This is a genomic window from Colwellia meonggei, from assembly GCF_057537295.1.
Genome location: NZ_BAAJLZ010000001.1, coordinates 1,026,427 through 1,046,637, shown reverse-complemented (window position 1 = coordinate 1,046,637; position 20,211 = coordinate 1,026,427). Strand labels below are relative to the sequence as shown.

General features: G+C 37.3%; 21 protein-coding genes. 13 read left to right on the top strand and 8 right to left on the bottom strand.

Going from position 1 to position 20,211, the window contains the following annotated elements:
• The first annotated feature begins 38 nt into the window (after nucleotides 1–38).
• The gene (locus tag AC27E9_RS04665) at nucleotides 39–497 is read left to right on the top strand and encodes an Lrp/AsnC family transcriptional regulator (protein ID WP_487127704.1); all 459 of its coding nucleotides are present in this window, start codon (nucleotides 39–41) and stop codon (nucleotides 495–497) included.
• A 74-nt stretch (nucleotides 498–571) separates the two neighbouring features.
• Here AC27E9_RS04665 and AC27E9_RS04660 read toward each other — a convergent pair whose 3' ends face one another.
• Both AC27E9_RS04660 and AC27E9_RS04655 read right to left on the bottom strand, forming a co-directional pair.
• The gene (locus AC27E9_RS04660; RefSeq protein ID WP_487127702.1) at nucleotides 572–1,756 is read right to left on the bottom strand and encodes a mandelate racemase/muconate lactonizing enzyme family protein; all 1,185 of its coding nucleotides are present in this window, start codon (nucleotides 1,754–1,756) and stop codon (nucleotides 572–574) included.
• 53 nt (nucleotides 1,757–1,809) lie between these two features.
• A complete protein-coding gene (locus tag AC27E9_RS04655; protein WP_487127700.1) occupies nucleotides 1,810–2,580 on the bottom strand; it encodes a class II aldolase/adducin family protein in 771 nt (256 codons plus the stop codon).
• Between the two features lie 116 nt (nucleotides 2,581–2,696).
• On the opposite strand from AC27E9_RS04655, the gene AC27E9_RS04650 reads away from it, so the two are divergent.
• On the top strand, nucleotides 2,697–3,443 hold the full coding sequence (locus tag AC27E9_RS04650; protein ID WP_487127698.1) for an NRDE family protein: 747 nt from the start codon (nucleotides 2,697–2,699) through the stop codon (nucleotides 3,441–3,443).
• Between the two features lie 126 nt (nucleotides 3,444–3,569).
• Here AC27E9_RS04650 and AC27E9_RS04645 read toward each other — a convergent pair whose 3' ends face one another.
• Nucleotides 3,570–3,743 carry a hypothetical protein gene (locus tag AC27E9_RS04645; RefSeq protein ID WP_487127696.1) on the bottom strand — a complete coding sequence of 58 codons (174 nt, stop codon included), beginning with the start codon at nucleotides 3,741–3,743 and terminating at the stop codon, nucleotides 3,570–3,572.
• A 185-nt stretch (nucleotides 3,744–3,928) separates the two neighbouring features.
• Between AC27E9_RS04645 and AC27E9_RS04640 the strand changes: the two genes are divergently transcribed.
• From AC27E9_RS04640 to AC27E9_RS04590, 11 genes are all read left to right on the top strand, one after another.
• Nucleotides 3,929–5,155, top strand: coding sequence for a threonine/serine exporter family protein (locus tag AC27E9_RS04640; RefSeq protein ID WP_487127694.1), 1,227 nt, complete (start codon nucleotides 3,929–3,931; stop codon nucleotides 5,153–5,155).
• Between the two features lie 30 nt (nucleotides 5,156–5,185).
• Nucleotides 5,186–5,800: a TetR/AcrR family transcriptional regulator gene (locus AC27E9_RS04635; RefSeq protein ID WP_487127692.1), complete on the top strand. Its 615-nt coding sequence runs from the start codon at nucleotides 5,186–5,188 to the stop codon at nucleotides 5,798–5,800.
• 20 nt (nucleotides 5,801–5,820) lie between these two features.
• Entirely contained in the window at nucleotides 5,821–6,426 is a 606-nt protein-coding gene (locus AC27E9_RS04630) for a PilZ domain-containing protein (RefSeq protein ID WP_487127690.1), read from the top strand.
• 195 nt (nucleotides 6,427–6,621) lie between these two features.
• Nucleotides 6,622–8,706: a TonB-dependent receptor plug domain-containing protein gene (locus tag AC27E9_RS04625; RefSeq protein WP_487127688.1), complete on the top strand. Its 2,085-nt coding sequence runs from the start codon at nucleotides 6,622–6,624 to the stop codon at nucleotides 8,704–8,706.
• A 293-nt stretch (nucleotides 8,707–8,999) separates the two neighbouring features.
• Nucleotides 9,000–10,412 (top strand): alpha-amylase family protein, encoded by a 1,413-nt coding sequence (locus AC27E9_RS04620; protein ID WP_487127686.1) that lies wholly within the window; start codon nucleotides 9,000–9,002, stop codon nucleotides 10,410–10,412.
• Between the two features lie 152 nt (nucleotides 10,413–10,564).
• Nucleotides 10,565–11,149, top strand: coding sequence for an inner membrane protein YiaA (gene yiaA / locus AC27E9_RS04615; protein WP_487127684.1), 585 nt, complete (start codon nucleotides 10,565–10,567; stop codon nucleotides 11,147–11,149).
• A gap of 264 nt (nucleotides 11,150–11,413) precedes the next feature.
• Entirely contained in the window at nucleotides 11,414–12,085 is a 672-nt protein-coding gene (locus AC27E9_RS04610; RefSeq protein WP_487127682.1) for a hypothetical protein, read from the top strand.
• Nucleotides 12,086–12,323: 238 nt separating this feature from the next.
• Complete coding sequence (locus tag AC27E9_RS04605; RefSeq protein ID WP_487127680.1) at nucleotides 12,324–13,991, top strand: hypothetical protein; 1,668 nt, start codon at nucleotides 12,324–12,326, stop codon at nucleotides 13,989–13,991.
• A gap of 502 nt (nucleotides 13,992–14,493) precedes the next feature.
• Nucleotides 14,494–14,667 (top strand): hypothetical protein, encoded by a 174-nt coding sequence (locus AC27E9_RS04600; protein WP_487127678.1) that lies wholly within the window; start codon nucleotides 14,494–14,496, stop codon nucleotides 14,665–14,667.
• A gap of 125 nt (nucleotides 14,668–14,792) precedes the next feature.
• A complete protein-coding gene (locus tag AC27E9_RS04595; RefSeq protein WP_487127676.1) occupies nucleotides 14,793–15,125 on the top strand; it encodes a PBPRA1643 family SWIM/SEC-C metal-binding motif protein in 333 nt (110 codons plus the stop codon).
• A 288-nt stretch (nucleotides 15,126–15,413) separates the two neighbouring features.
• Nucleotides 15,414–16,271: a CPBP family intramembrane glutamic endopeptidase gene (locus tag AC27E9_RS04590; protein ID WP_487127674.1), complete on the top strand. Its 858-nt coding sequence runs from the start codon at nucleotides 15,414–15,416 to the stop codon at nucleotides 16,269–16,271.
• 150 nt (nucleotides 16,272–16,421) lie between these two features.
• Here AC27E9_RS04590 and AC27E9_RS04585 read toward each other — a convergent pair whose 3' ends face one another.
• The 5 genes from AC27E9_RS04585 to ggt all read right to left on the bottom strand — a co-directional run bounded on the left by AC27E9_RS04585 (nucleotide 16,422) and on the right by ggt (nucleotide 19,957).
• Complete coding sequence (locus tag AC27E9_RS04585; RefSeq protein WP_487127672.1) at nucleotides 16,422–16,814, bottom strand: hypothetical protein; 393 nt, start codon at nucleotides 16,812–16,814, stop codon at nucleotides 16,422–16,424.
• A 70-nt stretch (nucleotides 16,815–16,884) separates the two neighbouring features.
• A complete protein-coding gene (locus tag AC27E9_RS04580; RefSeq protein ID WP_487127670.1) occupies nucleotides 16,885–17,295 on the bottom strand; it encodes a hypothetical protein in 411 nt (136 codons plus the stop codon).
• A complete protein-coding gene (locus AC27E9_RS04575) occupies nucleotides 17,274–17,690 on the bottom strand; it encodes a hypothetical protein (RefSeq protein WP_487127668.1) in 417 nt (138 codons plus the stop codon). Before AC27E9_RS04575 ends, AC27E9_RS04580 begins: the two co-directional genes overlap by 22 nt.
• A gap of 153 nt (nucleotides 17,691–17,843) precedes the next feature.
• A complete protein-coding gene (locus AC27E9_RS04570) occupies nucleotides 17,844–18,095 on the bottom strand; it encodes a hypothetical protein (protein WP_487127666.1) in 252 nt (83 codons plus the stop codon).
• A 137-nt stretch (nucleotides 18,096–18,232) separates the two neighbouring features.
• Nucleotides 18,233–19,957 (bottom strand): gamma-glutamyltransferase, encoded by a 1,725-nt coding sequence (ggt, locus tag AC27E9_RS04565; protein ID WP_487128300.1) that lies wholly within the window; start codon nucleotides 19,955–19,957, stop codon nucleotides 18,233–18,235.
• Nucleotides 19,958–20,211: the final 254 nt, after the last annotated feature.

Here is a 20,211-nt window from a genome sequence, read left to right as displayed (position 1 = left end):
TTCTATATATTCAGATAGAAATAGAAGCTAATTCCTTTATGGATACATTTGATAAAAAAATCCTAAAAATATTACAAAACGACTGTACCGCATCGGTAAGTGATGTCGCTGATCAAGTGGGCCTTTCAACAACACCATGCTGGCGTCGTATTCAAGCCATGGAGAAAAGTGGCATTATTAAAGGTCGCGTGGCCCTTGCCGATCCTGAAAAGCTTAATGTAGGTTTAACTGTTTTTGTCACGATTAAAACCAACCAGCATAATCCTAAATGGCTCAGTGAATTTAGAAAGGTTGCTGAAGATTTCCCCGAAATTATCGAATTTTATCGCATGAGTGGTGAAGTAGACTACCTACTGCGCGTCGCCGTACCTGATATGAAAGCTTACGATGCTTTTTATAAACGCTTAATCACTCGAGCAAGCTTTGCTGACATTAGCTCTAGTTTTGCTATGGAAGAAATAAAATACACCACGGCACTGCCAATTGATTATATTTAAGTGCTTCTTCCCACTAGGCTGATAAAACAAAAAGGAAGCTTTCGCTTCCTTTTTTATCTATGTTTCTATAAACATTACTTCAACGCATTTACCGTAACATTAGGCGAACGCTTCACTACCTCGTCGTTTAACTCTATGCCAATGCCAGGAGTTTCAGGTGCTTGGAAAAAACCATTTTCTGGCTGTGGATCTTGCATACATAGCTCACGGTTCCAATCTTTGATTGCATAAGTATGATGCTCATGAATTAAGAAGTTAGGAATTGCTGTTTCAAGGTGCAGTGACGCGGCAGTTGCCACTGGGCCACCACAAACATGTGCTTGAATACGAATATCGTACACATCTGCATAATCGCAAACTTTTTTCGCTTCAGTAAAACCACCACATAAGCCAATATCAGGCTGAAGAACATCAATACTTTGGTCTTCAAAATATGGCCTTGCATCCCAACGGTGATATAAGCGTTCACCACCGGCAATTGGCACGTTAACATTGTCCGATACTTTTTTATGCACAGCCGCATTTAGGTAATTCACCGGCTCTTCATAAAACATACAACCGACTTCTTCAATAACGCGGCCCATTTGAATTGCTGACGCAGCTCCCATCAATGAATGTGATTCAAAAATAATATCGACGTCTTCACCAACAGCATCACGAATGGCGCGTAATCGATTGCCAAATAAACGCATTTGTTTAGGTGTGAATAGCTTAGTTCGATCAAAAGATGAGCTACCATCTTGATTATAAACAATAGGATCAACTTTCACGGCATCATAGCCTTGAGCAACAGCCTTTAATGCCGCTTCAGCATACTGTTCTGGCTCAATAAGTTTGTTTACCTGTTCATCCCAATCAAACTGCAATTGGCTGGCATATGTACGTAATTTATCATTAGTTTTACCGCCAAGTAATTGATAGACCGGCAAACCAAGCGCCTTACCTTTAATGTCCCATAACGCGGTATCTATTGCGCTCATTGCCGAATAGAGTACGGGACCGCCACCTAAGCCCCAAAAGCTTTCTCGCAGCATACGAGACCAAAGCAATTCAGTATTAAATGGGTTAAAACCAATTAATACTGCTTCACTAATTTCTTTTAGCATTGCTGCCGCTGCACTATGTCCCCAGTCGTAAGCAAGACCTGCTTCACCAACACCTGTAATACCTTCATCAGTATGCACTCGAATAAATACCGGGTTCCAACCTGGGCGTTTCGGACATTCAATATCAAAAATTTCTACATGAGTGACTTTCATTATATTCTCTTTAATTTTATCGCTATTAATTTATATGAATTATTTATTAGTATTTAAAGCGCGAAACTCGGGTCTTCTTTATAGACTCTTCGCAGCATCGCAGGCCACGCCTTTTGCCCACCGGTTAAGCCTGTATGAACAATATTCGCCTGTGCTTTTATGCCATCAACAATACTATGCTCAACCAGAATTGGCTCCATACCTGTCGACATCACCTGCACTTGAATTTGACAAGCGCGAATTAAGTCATACATATGCATAAAAGCATCACCAACGGTTTTCCCCATAGTTAACGCACCATGATTACGCAATAGCATAAAGTTCTTATCACCTAAGTCTTGCTGTAATCGTTTTTTTTCTTCATCGTTAACAGCCAGACCTTCATAATCGTGATAACTCATTGATGCCAACGCGAACATCGAATACTGACTTATAGGAAGCAAACCTTCTTTTAAACTTGCAACGGCAATAGCTTCATTGCAATGAACATGTAAGGCGCAAATATCATCATGACGAACCTCATGAATAGCACTATGAATAGTAAAGCCCGCTGGGTTAAATTCAAATGGGCTATCTGCATCCACTATATTGCCTGTCATATCAATTTTCACTAAATTGGATGCGGTAATTTCATCAAACCTCAAGCCGAAGGCGTTAATAAGTACATGCTCTGTATTGGGAATACGAACGGAAACATGGGTATAAATTAAATCATCCCAGCCATGTAAAGCAATTAAGCGATAACATGCAGCGAGATCGACCCGTAACTGCCATTCTTGCGCTGATACTTTATTTTTTAAATCAATAGAGGGAAGTTCAAGCATTAAATTTTCGCACCTTTTCAATCGCTAACCGTGTGATTTTTATGCTACAAACCATATCCTATGATAGTGTTGAGTTAAAGCACTAGACATTATTACTTAGATCTAAAAAGGCAATTATGTGTATTTTATTCATCGCCATTGAACAACACCCTGACTATCCTGTCATTATTTGCGCTAACAGAGATGAGTTTCATCAACGCCCAACACAGCGAATGCATTGGTGGCAAAAAGAAAATATTCTCGCTGGTAAAGATTTAAAAGCTGGTGGCTCTTGGCTAGGCTTAACTCAAACGGGTCGGTTTGCCGCGTTAACGAATTTTCGAATTGCTAATAAATTTGATGCAAATAAACAAACTCGTGGTGATCTAGTCGTAAATGCATTATTGCAGAGCCCCCAACAAACGCGAGATCATCTCGGCCTTTCATCCGAACAATATAATGATTTCAACCTTATTTTTGGTACGCTGAATAATTTACAAGCCTTTGACAGTGTTAATAAAAGTTTAATATCACTCGGCCCCGGGTTTCATAGTATTTGTAATGGCGCTTTAGATGACATTTGGCCAAAAATGGCATTGGGTGTGCAAAAGATAAACCAGTTAATTAAAGGTGATAATTTTAACTTAGAGCAACTTTTTTCGTTGATGAAGAATAACGAAATTGCAAGTGACATTAACTTACCAACAACAGGTATTAGTAAGGAATTAGAGTCCTTATTAAGCAGTATATTTATACGCTCTGATGACTACGGTACTCGATCAACCGCTATTATCATGCAATCACAATCGGGCGCAGTGAAAGTATATGAGCGTAACTATTCACCGCAAGGAAACGTAGAGCACAGTAACGAATTTTCTTGGTGATTGACGAGCGACTGAACGAGCTAATAGTTATAAATACCGGATTAACTTAACCACGCTATATTTCAATACAGATTCTACAGTTAATAATTTTCAATTAATAACTGCGCAACAACGATAATTTAGTGTTTAAAGCATTTCCCGAATAATAGCGCCAACAATGGCAATAAAAACCACTACCCACAATATTTTTGAGTATTTTTGCTGTTGTTCAACTTCCATAGGTTTACCGAAGCGTTCCCCTAAAACTACCATTAAGGCGACGGCACCAAATACACAAGCTAGAATTATCAGTAAGGTCATAAATTTACATTCTTTAAAAAGTTTATATGCCATCATACCGATATTGATGTCGTCCGTAAATTCTCAAAAACTTGAATGATTTACCAACAATTAATAAAAATTATCTCTAGAATGAACATCTCCGCTTTCATTTTAAAATGAATCAATTACCATAGAAAAATTCTTCACGATCCAAGTTTATTGCCATGACAAGTACTGACAATTTTAACGATAAACGTCGCTTTATAATTCGCTTAGGCAAAGCCTTACATAAATTTGGCACCCCCGCATACCGACTTGAAGCGCATTTAACCAATGTCGCGCAAAGTTTAGGGGTTTATAGTTCTTTTGTAATTACGCCGACATCGTTAACTTTTATACTATCTCAAGACGATGAAAACCAAGACTATAATCATATACTTCGTGTAGCACCTGGCGATTTGGATTTAGGATCATTGGCACGAGCCGATGAGCTAGTTGACGAGCTCACATCAGGTCAAAGAACCTTGGCCGAAGCCATAGAACGTTTAGATGATATTGCCAATAAACCAAGTCCTTATGGCCGTATATTAACTTTCCTTGCATTTGGTGCATCAAGTGGCGCATTTGCCATGCTAATGCAAACCAGTTGGAATGATGTTTTCTGGTCAACATTATTGGGCATGATGGTATGTTTATTTACTTTCTGGGCTGAGCGCTCACGTCGCGTTACCGACATGCTAGAGCCGATATCAGCACTTTCTTCTGCGTTTTTAGCATCTGCAATAGCACTAGTTGACCCCAGCATAAACATCCCTTTAGTCATATTATCTAGCATTATTGCCTTTATTCCTGGCTTAGCATTAACTTTAGGTTTATCTGAGTTAGCCGCTCGAAATTTAATGTCGGGTACGGCAAGGATCATGGATGCCATCATGATCCTATTCAAAATTTATTTTGGTGGTGTACTGGGTATCGCATTGGGGAAAATGCTCTGGGGTGAAGTTGCTTTTGTAGAGCCACCACATACGCCTGACTGGACGTTATGGGCTGCTGTTACCACGCTTTCTATCAGCTTAGTTATATTATTTAAATGCCGAAAAAAAGATGCCCCTTGGGGGATCATTTCCGGCTATATTGCCTTTGGCGCAAGCATGCTAGGTGCTGAGTATCTAGGTGTTGCGTTGGGTGCTTTTGTCGGTGCCTTTGCTTTAGGTATTTACAGTAATATTTTTTCAAGATTAATGAAGCTACCTTCAAGTGTCGTTAAGTTACTTGGTTTGGTGGTACTAGTCCCGGGAAGTAAGGTTTATATTGGCTTAAATCATGCGGTATCAGGCCAAACTATGCTTAATGCAACCGACATTGGCTCACAAGCCTTTCTAATATTTATGTCATTAGTGGCGGGGTTAATATTTGCCAATGTTGCACTGCCATCGAGAAAAACACTGTAATGAATATTCTCATTTTTAGGCAGGTATTCAGTGGTAGCTAAAGCAAAATATCACCATGGTGATTTACGCAAATCCTTGATTTCTACCGCCAGTGAAATGGTAGCTGAGGCCGGTATTGAAAATTTATCATTGCGTAGATTGGCCGAACGTATAGGTGTTTCTCGCACGGCAGCTTACCACCATTTTACCGATAAAAACGACCTACTATGTGCAATTGCCGAACAAGGCTTTAGCCGTTGGCATCAACTATCCAGTGAAATATTCTCCCAGGAAAATATGTCTAATGAAGACAAGTACCGAAATTTCGTACACGCCTATATAGCTTTTGCCACGGAAAATCCGTCACTTTATGAACTGATGTTTGGACGAGTTATCTGGAAAGAGAATAATAGCACTGAAACATTGAAAAACATTGCCTATACCAGTTTCAATTATCAAGTAGAAATGACTAAGCTATGGCAAGAGCAAGGTATTATAAACGCCGAAGAAAACACGCTTAGGCTTGCACAGGTATCTTGGGCAACATTACACGGCATTGCCAGATTAGTGATTGACGGTATTTACGCACAAGAAAACCAAATAGATGAAATGTGTGAATGTGCCGTTAACGTGTTTCTGGCGAATACAAAGTTAAGTAATAATTAAAGTAATTAAGGTGGTCAAGCATGGAAACATCAGCAGATAAAACGAAATTAGCACAGTTTGACGAATTTTTTTCAATTGATTATTACTTTAATATTAATGCCACAACACTTAATTCAGAAAATCTACCCAGTTATGAGCAATTTCTTAATGAAATGCCAACGCCATTTAAAATTGCCTCTGAAATAAATACCTTAGATCAAAGTGCATTACGCCCATTGCAAGCCGTAGCTGGTGTAGCAAGCCAATTAATGGAATACTTAAACCATCAAGCAAAAAAAATGGACTTACTAGTAGGCTACATACTTAGTCAACAAGACATGGCCAATGAACGTCAACAAGCAATTAAATTTGGCGGTGGTGGTGTTATATTTCAGTCTTCAAATGAATCTGCATTCGAGCTTGGTGAATACTTAAATTTAAAGCTATTTTTTACCGAAGAAAATAGTGCAGTATATTGCATAGGTGAAATAGTCAGTGTTGAAAAAAATACAGATGGGGCAACATATAAGGTAATTTTTCACCATATTCGAGAAGAAGACCGCGAAGCCTTAGTACGTAATAGCTTACATCAGCAATCTAAGCAATTACAGGCACTCGCCCAACAACGTAATCAAGAGAAAAATTAATCCGCATTTATGAGCTAAGGTGCATTCCCGCATCTTAGTTTTTTGCACGTGCTTTTAAAGTTAAAGTGCAATAACGAGTTCTAAACTCTTATACCCCCTTCCTCTATTCAGCTTACTAGCTTACATATGCTTACTTTGTAAAGACTTACTTATTGATACCGTATTTGACCTCACTTACCATCAATACAAGCACTTATGCAGAGAACTTATCAACACCTAAAAAACTTAAGCTATATCTCGTCATACCTAATCATCACCTCAGCAATTGCCAATGCTAATGAAGTGAGCTCAGAGAAAAACTTCAAAAAAAATCAATTGGAAAGCGACAAAAATGAAATAGAAGTTATTGAAGTAAACGGAAAACGCAATCAAGCTAATACCGAAATGACCGAAGAAACGGCGAAATTGTTAAGTGTTCCTAGTATTGCTAATGATCCTCTTAGTTCAGTATTTAGTTTACCCGGCGTTGTTTACGCGGGTGGTGATGACGGAGAGCCAGCCATTCGCGGTTCCTCTCCCGACGACAACGCATTCTACATTGATAACATGCCCGCTGATTACATTTTCCATTTATTTGGCGATAGCATATTTAACAAAAATGTCATTAGCGACTTCTCGCTCTATCCCGCAGGTTTTGGCAGTCAATATGGTAATGCAACTGGCGGTGTTTTTGATGTTAAATTACGAGATCCTCGCAACCAAGATATCACCACAATTGTTGATGCTAGTATGCTAAAAACGGGCATAATGATCGAAGGTGGGCTCGCAGAAGATCAGGCTTTTTATTTCTCATATAGACGTAGCCTATTGCACCTATTTCTAACAGAGGGTGAAGAAGATGATGGAGAAACAATCACTAAGTCGCCTATTAGTGATGACTATCAAGGCAAATATCAATGGTTAATTGGCGATAATCAAAAGCTCACTTTCAGTGTTACTGGTGCAAGTGACGTCGGAGCATTGAACATTTCTGCCGAGTCAGAATCGGCTAAAGTCGACCCTGACTCAATTGGTGAAATGTCTCTTAATACAAAATTTGATCAGCAAACCTTATCTTGGCAGTACTTCGCAGAAAATCACGATACATTCCAAATATCATTAGGGCACATGAATGAACAGAACAAACAAAAATATGGCCAGGGGCAATATATTAACTTGGAAACTAAGCGCTTAAATTTACGCGCCTTATATCAAGCCAATTGGTTTGATGGTCATGTACAAAAAATTGGTGCTGATTTTCAGCAAAGTGTCAGCGATTACAACTATGACATGATCCCTTATTTTTGTACTGACAATGACGCTGATTGTGAAAGTAAAAAAGGAGAAAGAGTACAAGATAACGATAAACTTAAAAGCACTGACAGTGCATTTTATTTCAACAATATTTGGAGCATTAACGACGACATAAAGTTAGATCTTGGTTTACGCGCAGAAAAAAACAACTACACAAATCAAAGCTTTGTTCACCCTAGGCTTGCCCTTAACTGGTTTCCTACCGATGAACTCACCATAACCACCAAATATGGTACCTATAGTCGCTTTCCTGATATCACCACCGCATTAAAAAAACTCGGAAACCCTAAAATAAAATCGCCGAAATCAAGCCATTATTCCATCAGATTTTCATACGATTTAAATGACACTTGGAACACTTCGGTAGACATTTATTATAAAGACCTAAAAGACATGGCCTTATCATTACCTACTGATCATCCTGACTCAGCATCACACTATAGTGATGACTTATCAGGAAGTGCAAAAGGTGTTGAATGGGTAATTAACAAACACCTGTCTGATGGCTGGTATGGTTGGGCTTCTTTGAGTTGGTCAAAAAGTGAAAGAACTAATGACCTGACAAAAATAACTACTGAATACTATTTAGATACGCCATTACTAGCAAATGTTGTGGCAAATTATCAATTGAATGAGCAGTGGGATTTCGGCATGAAATTTACTATTCGCAGCGGGGCGAAATATACGCCCATCATTGGTTTACGTGAAAACCCAGATTACCCTGGATTTTTACAAGCAAGGTATGGAGAGTTAAACTCAAAAACTCTTCCTGTGTATTATCGCTTAGACTTGCAAGCAAACTACAAAACAACTTTTTTCGGCTTAAAGTCAGAGGTCAACTTTGCCATTATTAACGCCTCAAATAGCTCGAACGTTTCCGGTTATTCTTACGAACCTAACGAGAATGACACCTTGAACAATTTCACGATAAAAAAGGATACTGGAATGGAAATGTTCCCCTCTATTGGTCTAACGGTACAATTTTAACCTAATCATTTATACAGTTTTAACCATGGCCTCATTTTAATATGAGGTCAATAAACACAAAAAAACAACGCTAAATGGTTTTACCCATTAAAAACTCACAATAATAGTTTCTGCAAACCAAATTCGACTCTTATTATGAATACGTATGCAGCTATCTAGTTAATTTTTATTGCTTAATTTATGCTCAACTCACTCTTATCCCTGTTAACAAAATAGAAACACTCTATTCAAAGTAAATTAATAAAACCAACAATAATAAATATAAAAATTAACCAGCAGTAAACGAGGAAAGCATGAAACTAAAAACTACCATTAAAAAACTCACGCAAATATCAGCAATAGCAAGTACATTGCTTTTTAGCCAAACTTCAGCAGCAGATACTATATTGCATGCTTTTAACTGGACCTATGACGACGTAGCCGCCAAAGCAAAAGAAATTGCTGATTTAGGTTATAAGAAAGTGCTTGTTTCTCCCGCTTACAAATCATCAGGTAACGAATGGTGGGCTCGCTACCAGCCACAAGATATTAGACTAATCCATAGCCCATTAGGCGACACTAATGACTTTAAAGATATGGTCAATGCGTTAAAAGCCAAAGGCGTCGAAACTTATGCCGATATTGTATTTAATCATATGGCAAATGAATCATACAAACGTTCAGATTTGAATTACCCAGGAACTGAAGTGCTAGCAGAATATGCAGCCAACAGCAGTTACTACAACTCAATTAAACTATTCGGTGATTTACAGCATGGAAATTTAGGTGCGGGTGATTTTCATCCTGCAGGCTGTATTACCGACTGGGGTAACCCAGGTCACGTTCAATATTGGCGATTATGTGGGGGTAATGGCGACGTAGGCTTGCCGGATTTAGATCCTAACAACTGGGTGGTTTCTCAACAACAAGCGTACTTACAAGCATTGAAAACAATAGGTGTTACTGGTTTTCGCGTTGATGCCGCCAAACATATGAGTAATTATCATATTAACGCCGTATTTAATAACGACATAAAAAATGGTGTTCATGTTTTCGGTGAAATCATCACCTCTGGCGGCGCAGGTGATAATAGCTACGACAGCTTTCTCGCCCCTTACTTAAATGATACTGGTCACGACGCATATGATTTTCCACTATTTGCTTCACTTCGCGGTGCATTTGGTTTTGGCGGTTCAATGAATCAATTGGTTGATCCCGGCGCATACGGCCAAGCATTGGCAGGCGATAAAGCAGTAACGTTCTCAATTACCCATGACATACCAACCAATGCAGGCTTTAGATATCAAATTCTTAATGCTACAGACGAAACCTTAGCCAATGCTTATATAATGGGGCGTGATGGCGGTACTCCGATGATCTATTCTGATCACAATGAAAGTAATGATGGTAGCCGCTGGGTTGATTTATATAAACGCTCAGATATTGCCGGTATGGTTAAGTTCCACAATGCTGCACAAGGTCATGGCATGCAAGTGATGAATTTTAACGACTGTATTATTTTATTCAAACGTGATCATATTGGTGTAGTCGGTATTAACAAATGTGACAGTGGTCAAGACGTATGGGTAAATACCGCCGAACATAACTTATGGTGGCACAAAAACTACCGTGACGTTGTTGAAGGTGTTGATGTACAAAACGTAAATAGCCAATGGCATAAATTCTACTTACCAGGTCGTAAAGCAAGAATGTGGTTAATGGAATAACATAACTCTATAAAGCTAACAAAATAATTTAAGCGCTATTTCAATATAGCGCTTTTTTATTGCCACCATAGCACGTTATCACTAGCAATAATTTCCAACATGGCGTAACGTTATGATATAAAAAGGAATGACGCGCGAGTAAAGGACTATCAATGCTTTTAATCAATAGCATATACTTAACCGCAGTAAGATACGTAGCAAAGGCCAGCCGCGCTGGTATGAAGCTTAGCAATAACAAGGACGAATTATCCATGCATTTAAATACTTCAAACGTTAATAAACCAACTTCAGCATACATTTTTGCCACTTGGGGTGTACTCGCTATTGGTGTCTTAGGTTACCTAATTGGTCTGTGGAATGCCGAATTGCAATTGAATGAAAAAGGCTATTATTTTGCGGTTTTTTTACTAGCAATGTTCTCTGCTGTTACTTTACAAAAAACCATTCGAGATAAATCAGAAGGCATACCAGTTACCAATGTATTTATGGGCATGTGCTGGGTCGCTTTCTTTTCAGCCATCGCACTGTTAGTTATTGGTCTTATTAATGCCACTATGCTGTTAAGTGAAAAAGGCTTTTATGGTATGTCATTTGTATTATCGCTATTTGCCATTATCACCGTACAAAAAAATATTCGCGACTTAACCAATGAGCAAGGTATCACTGACCCTTCAGCGTTTCCAAAAGCATCTCAAGGTATAGATGTCGCATTAGATGCAGCAGATATAATTGATTAACATACAGGCATTAAAATATGTGCATAGATAATTTGATACAATACTCTAGAGTTGAAACCTTTAAGCTAAAAATAAGCGAACTTATTATTGAATATTGATCATAAAAAAACCAAAATAAATCGTGATAGTAATTTATAACACCACAGTGTTCCACGCCAGATATAACGATAAATAACAGGTCATCTATCGGGCTTAAAAATACAAGAGAAAAATGTAACTCATATATTGAAAGGATATTTGATATATGTCAGGTAATATGAATTCATGAGCAGCTTTATTTTTAAAACAATAAAAGAAAAAGGGATTATGGAGTATAAAAATATTTTCCCTACCGAGGTTATAAGAGAGTTAAACTCATATATTGATGAGCGAAAACCTCAAAATAGTACATACACACAATTTCTTAATTGTTGCGAAACCAAAACGTTAATTAATAAATTAAGAGAACAAAAAAACTATAATGAAGTAGAAGACTCTATAAGACTCATAGTTGAAAAATATTTTTTAGAGCCATTTGAAGGTATAGTGCCTCAAAATGAAAGCATTCTTTTGCGATGCACCACACCTAATTCAAGCGAAGTCAGCTACTTAGAGCATTTTGACTCTCACCTTATGACAATATTAATACCACTACAGGTAATTAATGTAGATAACCTAAATGGAGATCTCATTTTATATTTAAATGAACGACTAGCAAGATCTTCATTTACAAAATTTTGTAGTAAAGTATATATTAAACTTTTACAAATACAGCCTCAAAAAATACGAGAAAGAAAAGTTAACAGAGATATCCGTAAAGGTTATTCTTCAAGATATAAATGTACCCCAGGTAGTGTATACTTTTTAAATGGCTATCAAAAAAAGCACTGTAACGTCGATGTATCCGAAGGCGAACGGCGGATGCTAATTATCCATGATTATAAGCCTTACATCTAAGAATAGAAGAGGGTCCATCTTTCTTATTAAGATAAAATTCATATCAAATATTAAATAAAAACAACAAGAACTTTTGTTATCGCCCTGAGCTTCCTGTACAAAGTACTATAAAGAACATAAATTCGGTAGCAAAATAGTCAATGCTCTATTAATTGCTCTCTCCGTTGTTATATAAGCACATTCAAGTTTTTATGAAACGGACTACTCACTGTAAGTTTTGTTTAAAGGGAATTATATTATGAGTGAAAACAGTAAGAATATAACATTCAGCACGCCTGAAGTTACATGTAATAATTTAAATAGCGTTGTTGAGAGAACATCTTCGATATACTCCTTAAACAAGATAAAGGGAAATGAAAACCTTATTAAAGCATTTTCAAAATTTAAATTAGGAGATAAACAAGAAGCACATAACTTTTCAAATCTACTATATAAAAAAATTGAAATTGATTGGGGAGATATTATACGTTTGAACCCTAATGAATGGGCTATTGTATCTAGTGGTGCAGGAGCAATATTAGCTGATGCTGTAGCAAAGAAGTTTGGCATATCAAATGCCAATATAGAATGGACAAGAAGAACGTCTGGTAGCTATGTTAACTTTTCTAGTATCGACGAACGAATTAAGTCAACAAATTCGTCTTATGTAGATTTTTTAGGAAGTGAAAACATAATTGGAAAAAATATAATTCTCCTAGATGATCTTTTAAATAAAGGAACAACCCTATCCTCAGTCAAAACACTGCTCGAACAGTCATGTAATTCAATTGTCCAAGGCATTTATACTGTCTTTTCTATAAAAGATATAGAAGATGCTTCATTTGAAGCAAAGATGAGTTTATTTTTGATTGATGAACAAGGAATTACAGCCTTAATTAATATGATCAATAATGATGAAGTAACTATTACAAGGCATGCTGTTCGAGTCATTATTTTAAATGATAAGAGAATGACTTTAAGGAACTTGAGATCTTTAAAAGCCAAAAAAAGATTTCAAATTCTATTCACAGGTATTAATTATGCGTTAAAGAGACATATTAGATTAATGAAAGAAAATTTAAAAGCACTTATAAGAGGGCTTCATCGAACTTCAATAATTGATGATATCGTATCAAATGGAAAGACAGATATAATAGTTCTGGATTTAGATAAAACCATTACACCTGTATTAAAAAAAGTTAGTGATGAAATGATACAAGAGCTTGTAAAAAGGCTTGTAGAACACAAGAAAGTTATTATTTTAACTGATGATAACGAATTAAGTGTTGATAATAGAATTAAGGGTCTGTTAAATCAAATCCCTGAAGGTTTTAGTAAAAATTTAATTATTTTCAGTAATAGCGCTACACGTGGTTTTAGGTTTAGACCAAATAACAGTAAAGAGTATTTTTGTGACTACGGCTGTAAATCTAAATTAGATAAGGTTACACGATATAAAGTTTCAAATATTTTATCCAAAGACTTTAAGGAGTTAAGGTTTGATTTACGACCTCATAGATTAAGTTTAAATGAGCGAATAGATATAAGAGTATCAAATATTAGTGTTTTAAAAAGAATCAAAATAGTAAAAAAATTACAAGAAAAATTTAGACAAGAAAAGCTTCCATTAAAAGTTTATACAATCGGCCTAAGAGGGATTAGAGTCGTCCTGCAACATAAAGAGCATGCTTTAAAGTACTTGATTGAAAATGAAGGAGTAGTTCCAGAAAAAATGATAATTATGGCGGATGCTGCAAGAGCATATCAAGTTGATCGAGAGCTACTTACAGAGTTTAAAGAAGCAATCAATATTAATGTTGGGCCTTGGTCACTTAGTCTTTTACGGTTAAACTCTAAAATTATACAGTTTTTTTCAACACGGGGGCCTCGAAAAGCCTTATCTATTTTAAAAAAAATACCCAATTAAGAATGAAGCCCTCCCGTTATAGCACACGGTAATTCGAAAATGAAAACAGGAAAATACACCTATTGCTACAGTCATATCAGGTCAAAGACATTAGTCCAACTTCTCGTTAGAAAAAACTAAGCTCGTATTATACATTCACGTATAGCTAAGTTTCTCTTACTATCATTTTCTGAGCATTAGTTACTTACAAACTACCATAAAATATATAGTATGCTTGCAAAACTCACTCGTAAACTGACCTTAACAATTACTCATGGCGCTCCTTTTCATAATATGTACCAATAAAAATCGGTGCAGTGCAACATAAAAAAGATGCCATTGAATTGCATATTATCATCGCAGTATTTCTTTTAATCATATTAACTGCGCGGCTTATTTGGTATAAATTCTTTCATGCTGACTATCATTTGAACTATGAAAATATCAATCATAAATGGCTAGTCCGCCTCTTCATACTGCCATGTACTTAACGTTACTGTTGTTAATGGGCTCTGGAATTTTTATGATAACCAACGACGAGCATCCATTAAATGTGCTTGGTTTACTGCAGTTTTCTCTGGAAAATACCAATAATGCTTCTTTTGCTAATGCTAATAAGTGGTACCTGCTATTTGAAAGCCCTATCTACTTTCTTATATTTACCTATATTGCTGGGATCATATATAAACGGCGCTAAGCCATTAAACATTTATAGCAAAATCGAACAAAACAATTCGCAATGAATGCACTCAACAGTCGACTATTTAACTTTTTACGTTATACTGCCGCGCAAAATTAGGTATTTAATAAGCGGAGTTCATCATGCACGATCTTTATTACAAAGGGCGTATTCACACCCGAGTTAACCATGTAAAGTCAGGTTACAATAACAAGCGCGTTGTTAAACTTGGTACACAAAAGCATCCGTTAACCTTAATTGTCGCCAACGATGAACGACAAAAAGAACTTGAAGCACTTGTAGCTGAGCATCAGCTCTTTGCAAATATTACGGTTGATAGCAATGCTGAAGAAGATATTAATGAACTAAGCGCTATCTTAAATAAACCAACCACCACCACGTTTGAGAAAACACCAAGCCGAAACGATCCATGCTCATGTGGAAGTGGCAAAAAATATAAAAAATGTTGCGGCTAAGTGAACAAAGCATCATACGCTAACATCAAATACAAAACGCGACCTTACCGTCGCGTTTTTTAATATCTAAAGAAAACACAAACGAGTGGCCAAAAAAGTTATTAAAAACGTTTTTATGCAAATAAATAGTAATGCTGACAAAGCCGAGTAACCAACAAAAATTAATCCCTTGTTTTTAAAGTACTTTTCAAATGGCATTCTATTTGCTGTGCTCATTCTTAGTAGAAGGCAATAATCACTTTCTTTTAAAAATATATTTTAAAACAATAATTAAAAAGGATTTATCCATTGAAAATTACTCGTGATTCAATCATAACGCTATTACTATTCTTTTTATTAACGAGCGTGCTATATACCATAGGATACTGGCTGATATACAGAACACAAAGCGCCTCACCTTTAATGATGTCTGCAGGTCTTGCAGCACTGTTAACCTGCTTAATTAGGCAACGTAAAATTTCCAGCTTAGGCTGGACATGGGGAAATTGGCAGTATCAATGGCAAAGTTACTTAATACCGTTAGCGATTATTATGGCAGCCTACTCAATTATCTGGCTTTGTGATTTCGGCACTTGGTATGACACGCAATTTGTCTTAGAAAAAAAAGCAAGTTACAACCTAGAAAGTTGGGATGACTGGCAACTGCTCCTTTTTCAATTGCTTTTTACCGCCTCTGTTTCCTTTATGTTAGCGTTACCGTCAGTGCTAGGAGAAGAAATAGCGTGGCGAGGCTTTCTTGTTAAAGAGCTTTCCTCATTTATGTCATTTACCGGTGTTGCTTTAGTCAGCGGCATTATTTGGTCAAGTTGGCATTGGCCGTTAATTATTTCAGGGTTATATGGCAACAGCGTTACACCTCTCTATTATCAACTGGCTGTTTTCACCTTAGCATTAACCAGCGCCTCTATGATCATGACTTACCTAAGATACAAAACTAATAGCTTATGGACTGCGGTAATATTTCACATGAGCTGGAATGTATTTTTGCAAAAAGTGTTTACACCAATAACCTTAGAAAATGAAAGCTCAGCTTGGTATATCGACGAATTTGGTATTGTCGTAGCGACTATAACAGCCCTTGTCGCAGTATATTTTTGGCGAAAAGGTTATAAAGAGTTCGGTAAACAAAAGTTAGTATCTGAATAGCCAGCAAAGCCCGCTTTCTATTCAGCAAAAACGCGACATTGGGTCGCGTTTTTATTTTCAATAACTCAATAAACTATTTTGATAAACTAAAAAACTAAAAGTAAGCTCATGAAGTATTAGCCACTTTATTATTTGCACTATTGCTCGAATCTACTTTTTATTTAATTTTACCAGCATAGCTTTACCGCCATAGCCATGTTTATTGCATTTGGCTCGCACCACAACCTGAGAAATATCGCTCGGTATATCAATATTACATTGGCTGCGCGTAAATGGTTGCTCATGATCATGCGGATGATGCAGTTGTCGGTAGCCCAATTTATGTCCATCTAAATCGATAACTTCCCAGCCATCAGCGTAATGTTCCCATCCTTGATCATTGTGTTTAACAGACGTACCAAAGCACCATGTACCGTCAGCTTTTTGCGTCGCGAGCACTTTCATCACTTGCGCGTAATCTAAAGATTCAGAATAGCTATTTAAATCAGGCTTAGCGGCAAATACTGATGATGTGAATAGTGCAAGTATTAATAGTTGTTTCATTCTTCTAAATCTCTTTTATCCCTAAAAATGCTTAAAGTTCGATCACTATTTATGACCCCCTATTAATGAACTAATGAGTTGATCGATAGATAAGAGAATCTTCTATAAAAGTCCCATTAATGGTACTCCTAGAGAAACGTATTTCAGAGACATCATTTTCTCCTGTGCCAATAGCAAACTTCATTAACTGAACAATTGGGTGATCAATATTAGTTACACCAACATCATTCAGAGACACTACTCTATCATCACTATTTGCTTGGTTATTTGAATCCATAATCCTCTTATAAAACTCTCTGGGGCCACTTTTACCAACTAAAGGAGATGCGATTATTAACTTCCAGGTTTTTTCTTCAGGAAAAAATAACCAAAAAGCACTTTTAATTTCAGAATTTAACTTATCTAACCTTCGAATTAGTTCTGCTCCAGAATTTGTCATTTGTTCAGACAAAACTTCTGTTACCAATATGTCTTTAGCCATGTCAATATTCCTGATTCATTGTCAGTAACAGCATTAAATAAATCTGTCGCTCTTGTTTTCTCAATTGTACAGTCATACCTTGAAACTTCAGTCCAATCTTTTGCTACCGCCCAATTCAAACTAAATTCTTGATCTTCTTTTTCTCTCTGAGTTAGCTTTTGTTTTAACCCTGCCGTACCCAAAAGCTCAACCAACTTATGAGTATGACTAGCATTTGCTAATTGTTTACTCGGAAAATCATATTCTTTTACTTGCTTTACAATACAAGCTTTAAGAGCACACTCTAGTGCATATCCCACTAGATAGTACGCTCCATGAAAGTTATTAGATTCTAGTAAAGCCCGAGCTTCGCTTACTCTTATATTTACTAATTTTTCTAAATCAAATTTATTCATAAAAATACATACATTAAATGAGTATCGATAAGTTGGAAATAGCTAACCATTGAAGCTTTCCATAAAGTTTCCATAATTCTGATTAATATCTCACAACTTCAACAACTTATAAATAAAAGAACTAAAAAACAACAAAAATTTACTTTCTAAAAACTACTTAAACCAAACTTTACCACCAATAAATTTATAAGCAGGTAAGCCACGAATTAAGGTTTCGCGGGCAAAAGGCTTTTGGCATTTAGGGCAAATGCAAGGTTCAGTGGTGTAGTCTTGGCTAATACGTTCTTTGAAGCTTTTCACTAACGCCCCTTTACCGCCCTTGCGGTACTTAAACAAAACGGTGTTGCAGCCGTTGCAAAATATATCAACGGTTTTGGTTGGGCCTTTTTTACTCGGTTTTGCCATCAGTTATTTTCTTACTTCCACTATTTGAATTTCAGTTTCTTAAACAGTTAAAAAAGCCAGCTGACTTAAAAAATCAGCTGGCAACAGCATAGCAAATATTGCGAATAATCAGCAGTAGTTACAGTGAAAATTCATGGCTAATATCCAGCGGCCTGTCCGTCCTTTCTTGACTCAGATGCACCGTAATACACCTTTTCTTTATCGTCCCACATAATGGCTTGATAGCCGCCATAACCGCCCATATCAAAGCCAACTTTGTGACCACGTTGCATTAAGCCACGCACCGTTTGATACGGAATATCAGACTCAATAACTAATTGCCCGCCATCAACTAAGGTTTTACCATTGGCTTCGGTTGGCTCCGTTGAGCCAAAATGTTGCCAGCGTGTGGCATCACCCGCTTCTTGCAGATTCATACCAAAATCAATAATGTTAGTGACAATTTGCACATGCCCTTGTGGCTGCATAGCACCGCCCATTAAACCAAAACTAATGAATGGTTTACCGCCTTTCATGACAAATGCAGGGATAATGGTATGAAACGGACGTTTATTTGGCTGATAAGCATTGGCATGGGTTTTATCCATAGAGAATAATTGGCCACGGTCTTGAAAAACAAAACCTAATCCCGGTACAACCACACCTGAGCCCATACCACGGTAGTTACTTTGAATTAGCGAAACCATATTACCGTCTTTATCTGCCGTGGTTAGATAAATGGTATCGCCTTGATACATGGCAGGGTTACCCGCATCAACACGCTTAGCCGCGCGCTCACCAATAAGCTTTCTACGCTCCATTGCATATTTTTTATCAATTAACCCGGTTAACGGTACATCATAAAAGTCCATATCGGTATAAAATTTAGCACGATCTTCAAACGCTAATTTTTTCGCTTCTGTCATCACATGCAGCGTTTGCTCTGACAAAAAGCCCATATCAGCTAAATTATATGACTCTAGTATGTTTAGTATTTGCAGCGCGGCAATACCTTGGCCGTTAGGTGGTAGTTCAAACACATCGTAACCACGATAGTTAGTTGAAACAGGTTCAACCCAAGTAGAAGTATGGCTAGCTAGATCTTCACGAGAAATATAGCCGCCATTAGTTTTCATAAAGCGGTCAATTTTGTCAGCAATTTCACCTTGATAAAACGCCTCTCGTCCTTGTTCAGCGATTAACGATAGTGTATTAGCTAATTCAGGGTTTTTGAATATTTGCCCCTTGCGTGGCGCTTTACCATTAATTGTAAACGTGCTTTTAAAACTGCCCGGTTGTGGCGATAATCTTGGAACACTGCGATCCCAATAATAAGCAATAAGCTCACTTACAGGGAAGCCGTTATTGGCATAGTCGATTGCAGGCTTTAGCACCTTGTTCATTGGCATTTCGCCGAACTTATCATGCATTTCAAACCAACCATCAACTGTGCCTGGTACAGAAATAGGTAACATGCCATAAGGGGGAATGTTTTCGCGATCTAAAGCATTGAGTTCTTTTTTAAGTTTTTCAAAGGTAAGGGATTGAGGTGAACGCCCACTGCCGTTCAAGCCATAAAGCTTCTGAGTTTTTGCATGCCAAATAATCGCGTATAAATCACCACCAATACCGTTACCGGTTGGCTCCATTAAACCAAGTGCAGCATTAGCAGCAATGGCCGCGTCAATGGCATTACCGCCATCTTTTAGCACTTGCAAGCCAATCTGTGTAGCGAGTGGCTGACTCGTTGCCACCATGCCATTAGCTGCAATAACTTCTGAACGTGTTGCATGAGTTTTACCAGTAACACGGTCTGCATTGGCATGCACCTGCACTGTGGCAACCGAAGCAACAATTGCCGTAACAACAAGGCTTAATTTTATAACAACGCGATTCACACGCGAAAACCTATTTTGCTTTATCATATTTTATTATTCTCACTTAATGCCTAATCTAAGCGCCTAAACTTAGTGCCGAACATTATTGATAACACGCTCACTACTTATGTACAAAAAATACTCGCTAATACGCTAAGTTTCTGCGTTAAGTCGCAGTATCACATTAAGCCATAAATCGAATTCTCATATTTCACCGTAAATTGCCCACAATTTGTCGGTAATGGCTTGCTCGACTAATT

What these genes read in the sequence shown, in the direction of transcription:
- AC27E9_RS04600 (WP_487127678.1), top strand. Translation starts at nt 14,494, where the DNA reads ATGATAACCAACGACGAGCATCCATTAAATGTGCTTGGTTTACTGCAG.
- AC27E9_RS04580 (WP_487127670.1), bottom strand. Translation starts at nt 17,295, where the DNA reads ATGGCTAAAGACATATTGGTAACAGAAGTTTTGTCTGAACAAATGACA.
- AC27E9_RS04640 (WP_487127694.1), top strand. Translation starts at nt 3,929, where the DNA reads ATGACAAGTACTGACAATTTTAACGATAAACGTCGCTTTATAATTCGC.
- AC27E9_RS04620 (WP_487127686.1), top strand. Translation starts at nt 9,000, where the DNA reads ATGAAACTAAAAACTACCATTAAAAAACTCACGCAAATATCAGCAATA.
- yiaA (WP_487127684.1), top strand. Translation starts at nt 10,565, where the DNA reads ATGCTTTTAATCAATAGCATATACTTAACCGCAGTAAGATACGTAGCA.
- AC27E9_RS04605 (WP_487127680.1), top strand. Translation starts at nt 12,324, where the DNA reads ATGAGTGAAAACAGTAAGAATATAACATTCAGCACGCCTGAAGTTACA.
- AC27E9_RS04645 (WP_487127696.1), bottom strand. Translation starts at nt 3,743, where the DNA reads ATGACCTTACTGATAATTCTAGCTTGTGTATTTGGTGCCGTCGCCTTA.
- AC27E9_RS04610 (WP_487127682.1), top strand. Translation starts at nt 11,414, where the DNA reads ATGAGCAGCTTTATTTTTAAAACAATAAAAGAAAAAGGGATTATGGAG.
- AC27E9_RS04630 (WP_487127690.1), top strand. Translation starts at nt 5,821, where the DNA reads ATGGAAACATCAGCAGATAAAACGAAATTAGCACAGTTTGACGAATTT.
- AC27E9_RS04595 (WP_487127676.1), top strand. Translation starts at nt 14,793, where the DNA reads ATGCACGATCTTTATTACAAAGGGCGTATTCACACCCGAGTTAACCAT.
- AC27E9_RS04655 (WP_487127700.1), bottom strand. Translation starts at nt 2,580, where the DNA reads ATGCTTGAACTTCCCTCTATTGATTTAAAAAATAAAGTATCAGCGCAA.
- AC27E9_RS04625 (WP_487127688.1), top strand. Translation starts at nt 6,622, where the DNA reads ATGCAGAGAACTTATCAACACCTAAAAAACTTAAGCTATATCTCGTCA.
- AC27E9_RS04650 (WP_487127698.1), top strand. Translation starts at nt 2,697, where the DNA reads ATGTGTATTTTATTCATCGCCATTGAACAACACCCTGACTATCCTGTC.
- AC27E9_RS04570 (WP_487127666.1), bottom strand. Translation starts at nt 18,095, where the DNA reads ATGGCAAAACCGAGTAAAAAAGGCCCAACCAAAACCGTTGATATATTT.
- AC27E9_RS04660 (WP_487127702.1), bottom strand. Translation starts at nt 1,756, where the DNA reads ATGAAAGTCACTCATGTAGAAATTTTTGATATTGAATGTCCGAAACGC.
- AC27E9_RS04665 (WP_487127704.1), top strand. Translation starts at nt 39, where the DNA reads ATGGATACATTTGATAAAAAAATCCTAAAAATATTACAAAACGACTGT.
- AC27E9_RS04585 (WP_487127672.1), bottom strand. Translation starts at nt 16,814, where the DNA reads ATGAAACAACTATTAATACTTGCACTATTCACATCATCAGTATTTGCC.
- AC27E9_RS04575 (WP_487127668.1), bottom strand. Translation starts at nt 17,690, where the DNA reads ATGAATAAATTTGATTTAGAAAAATTAGTAAATATAAGAGTAAGCGAA.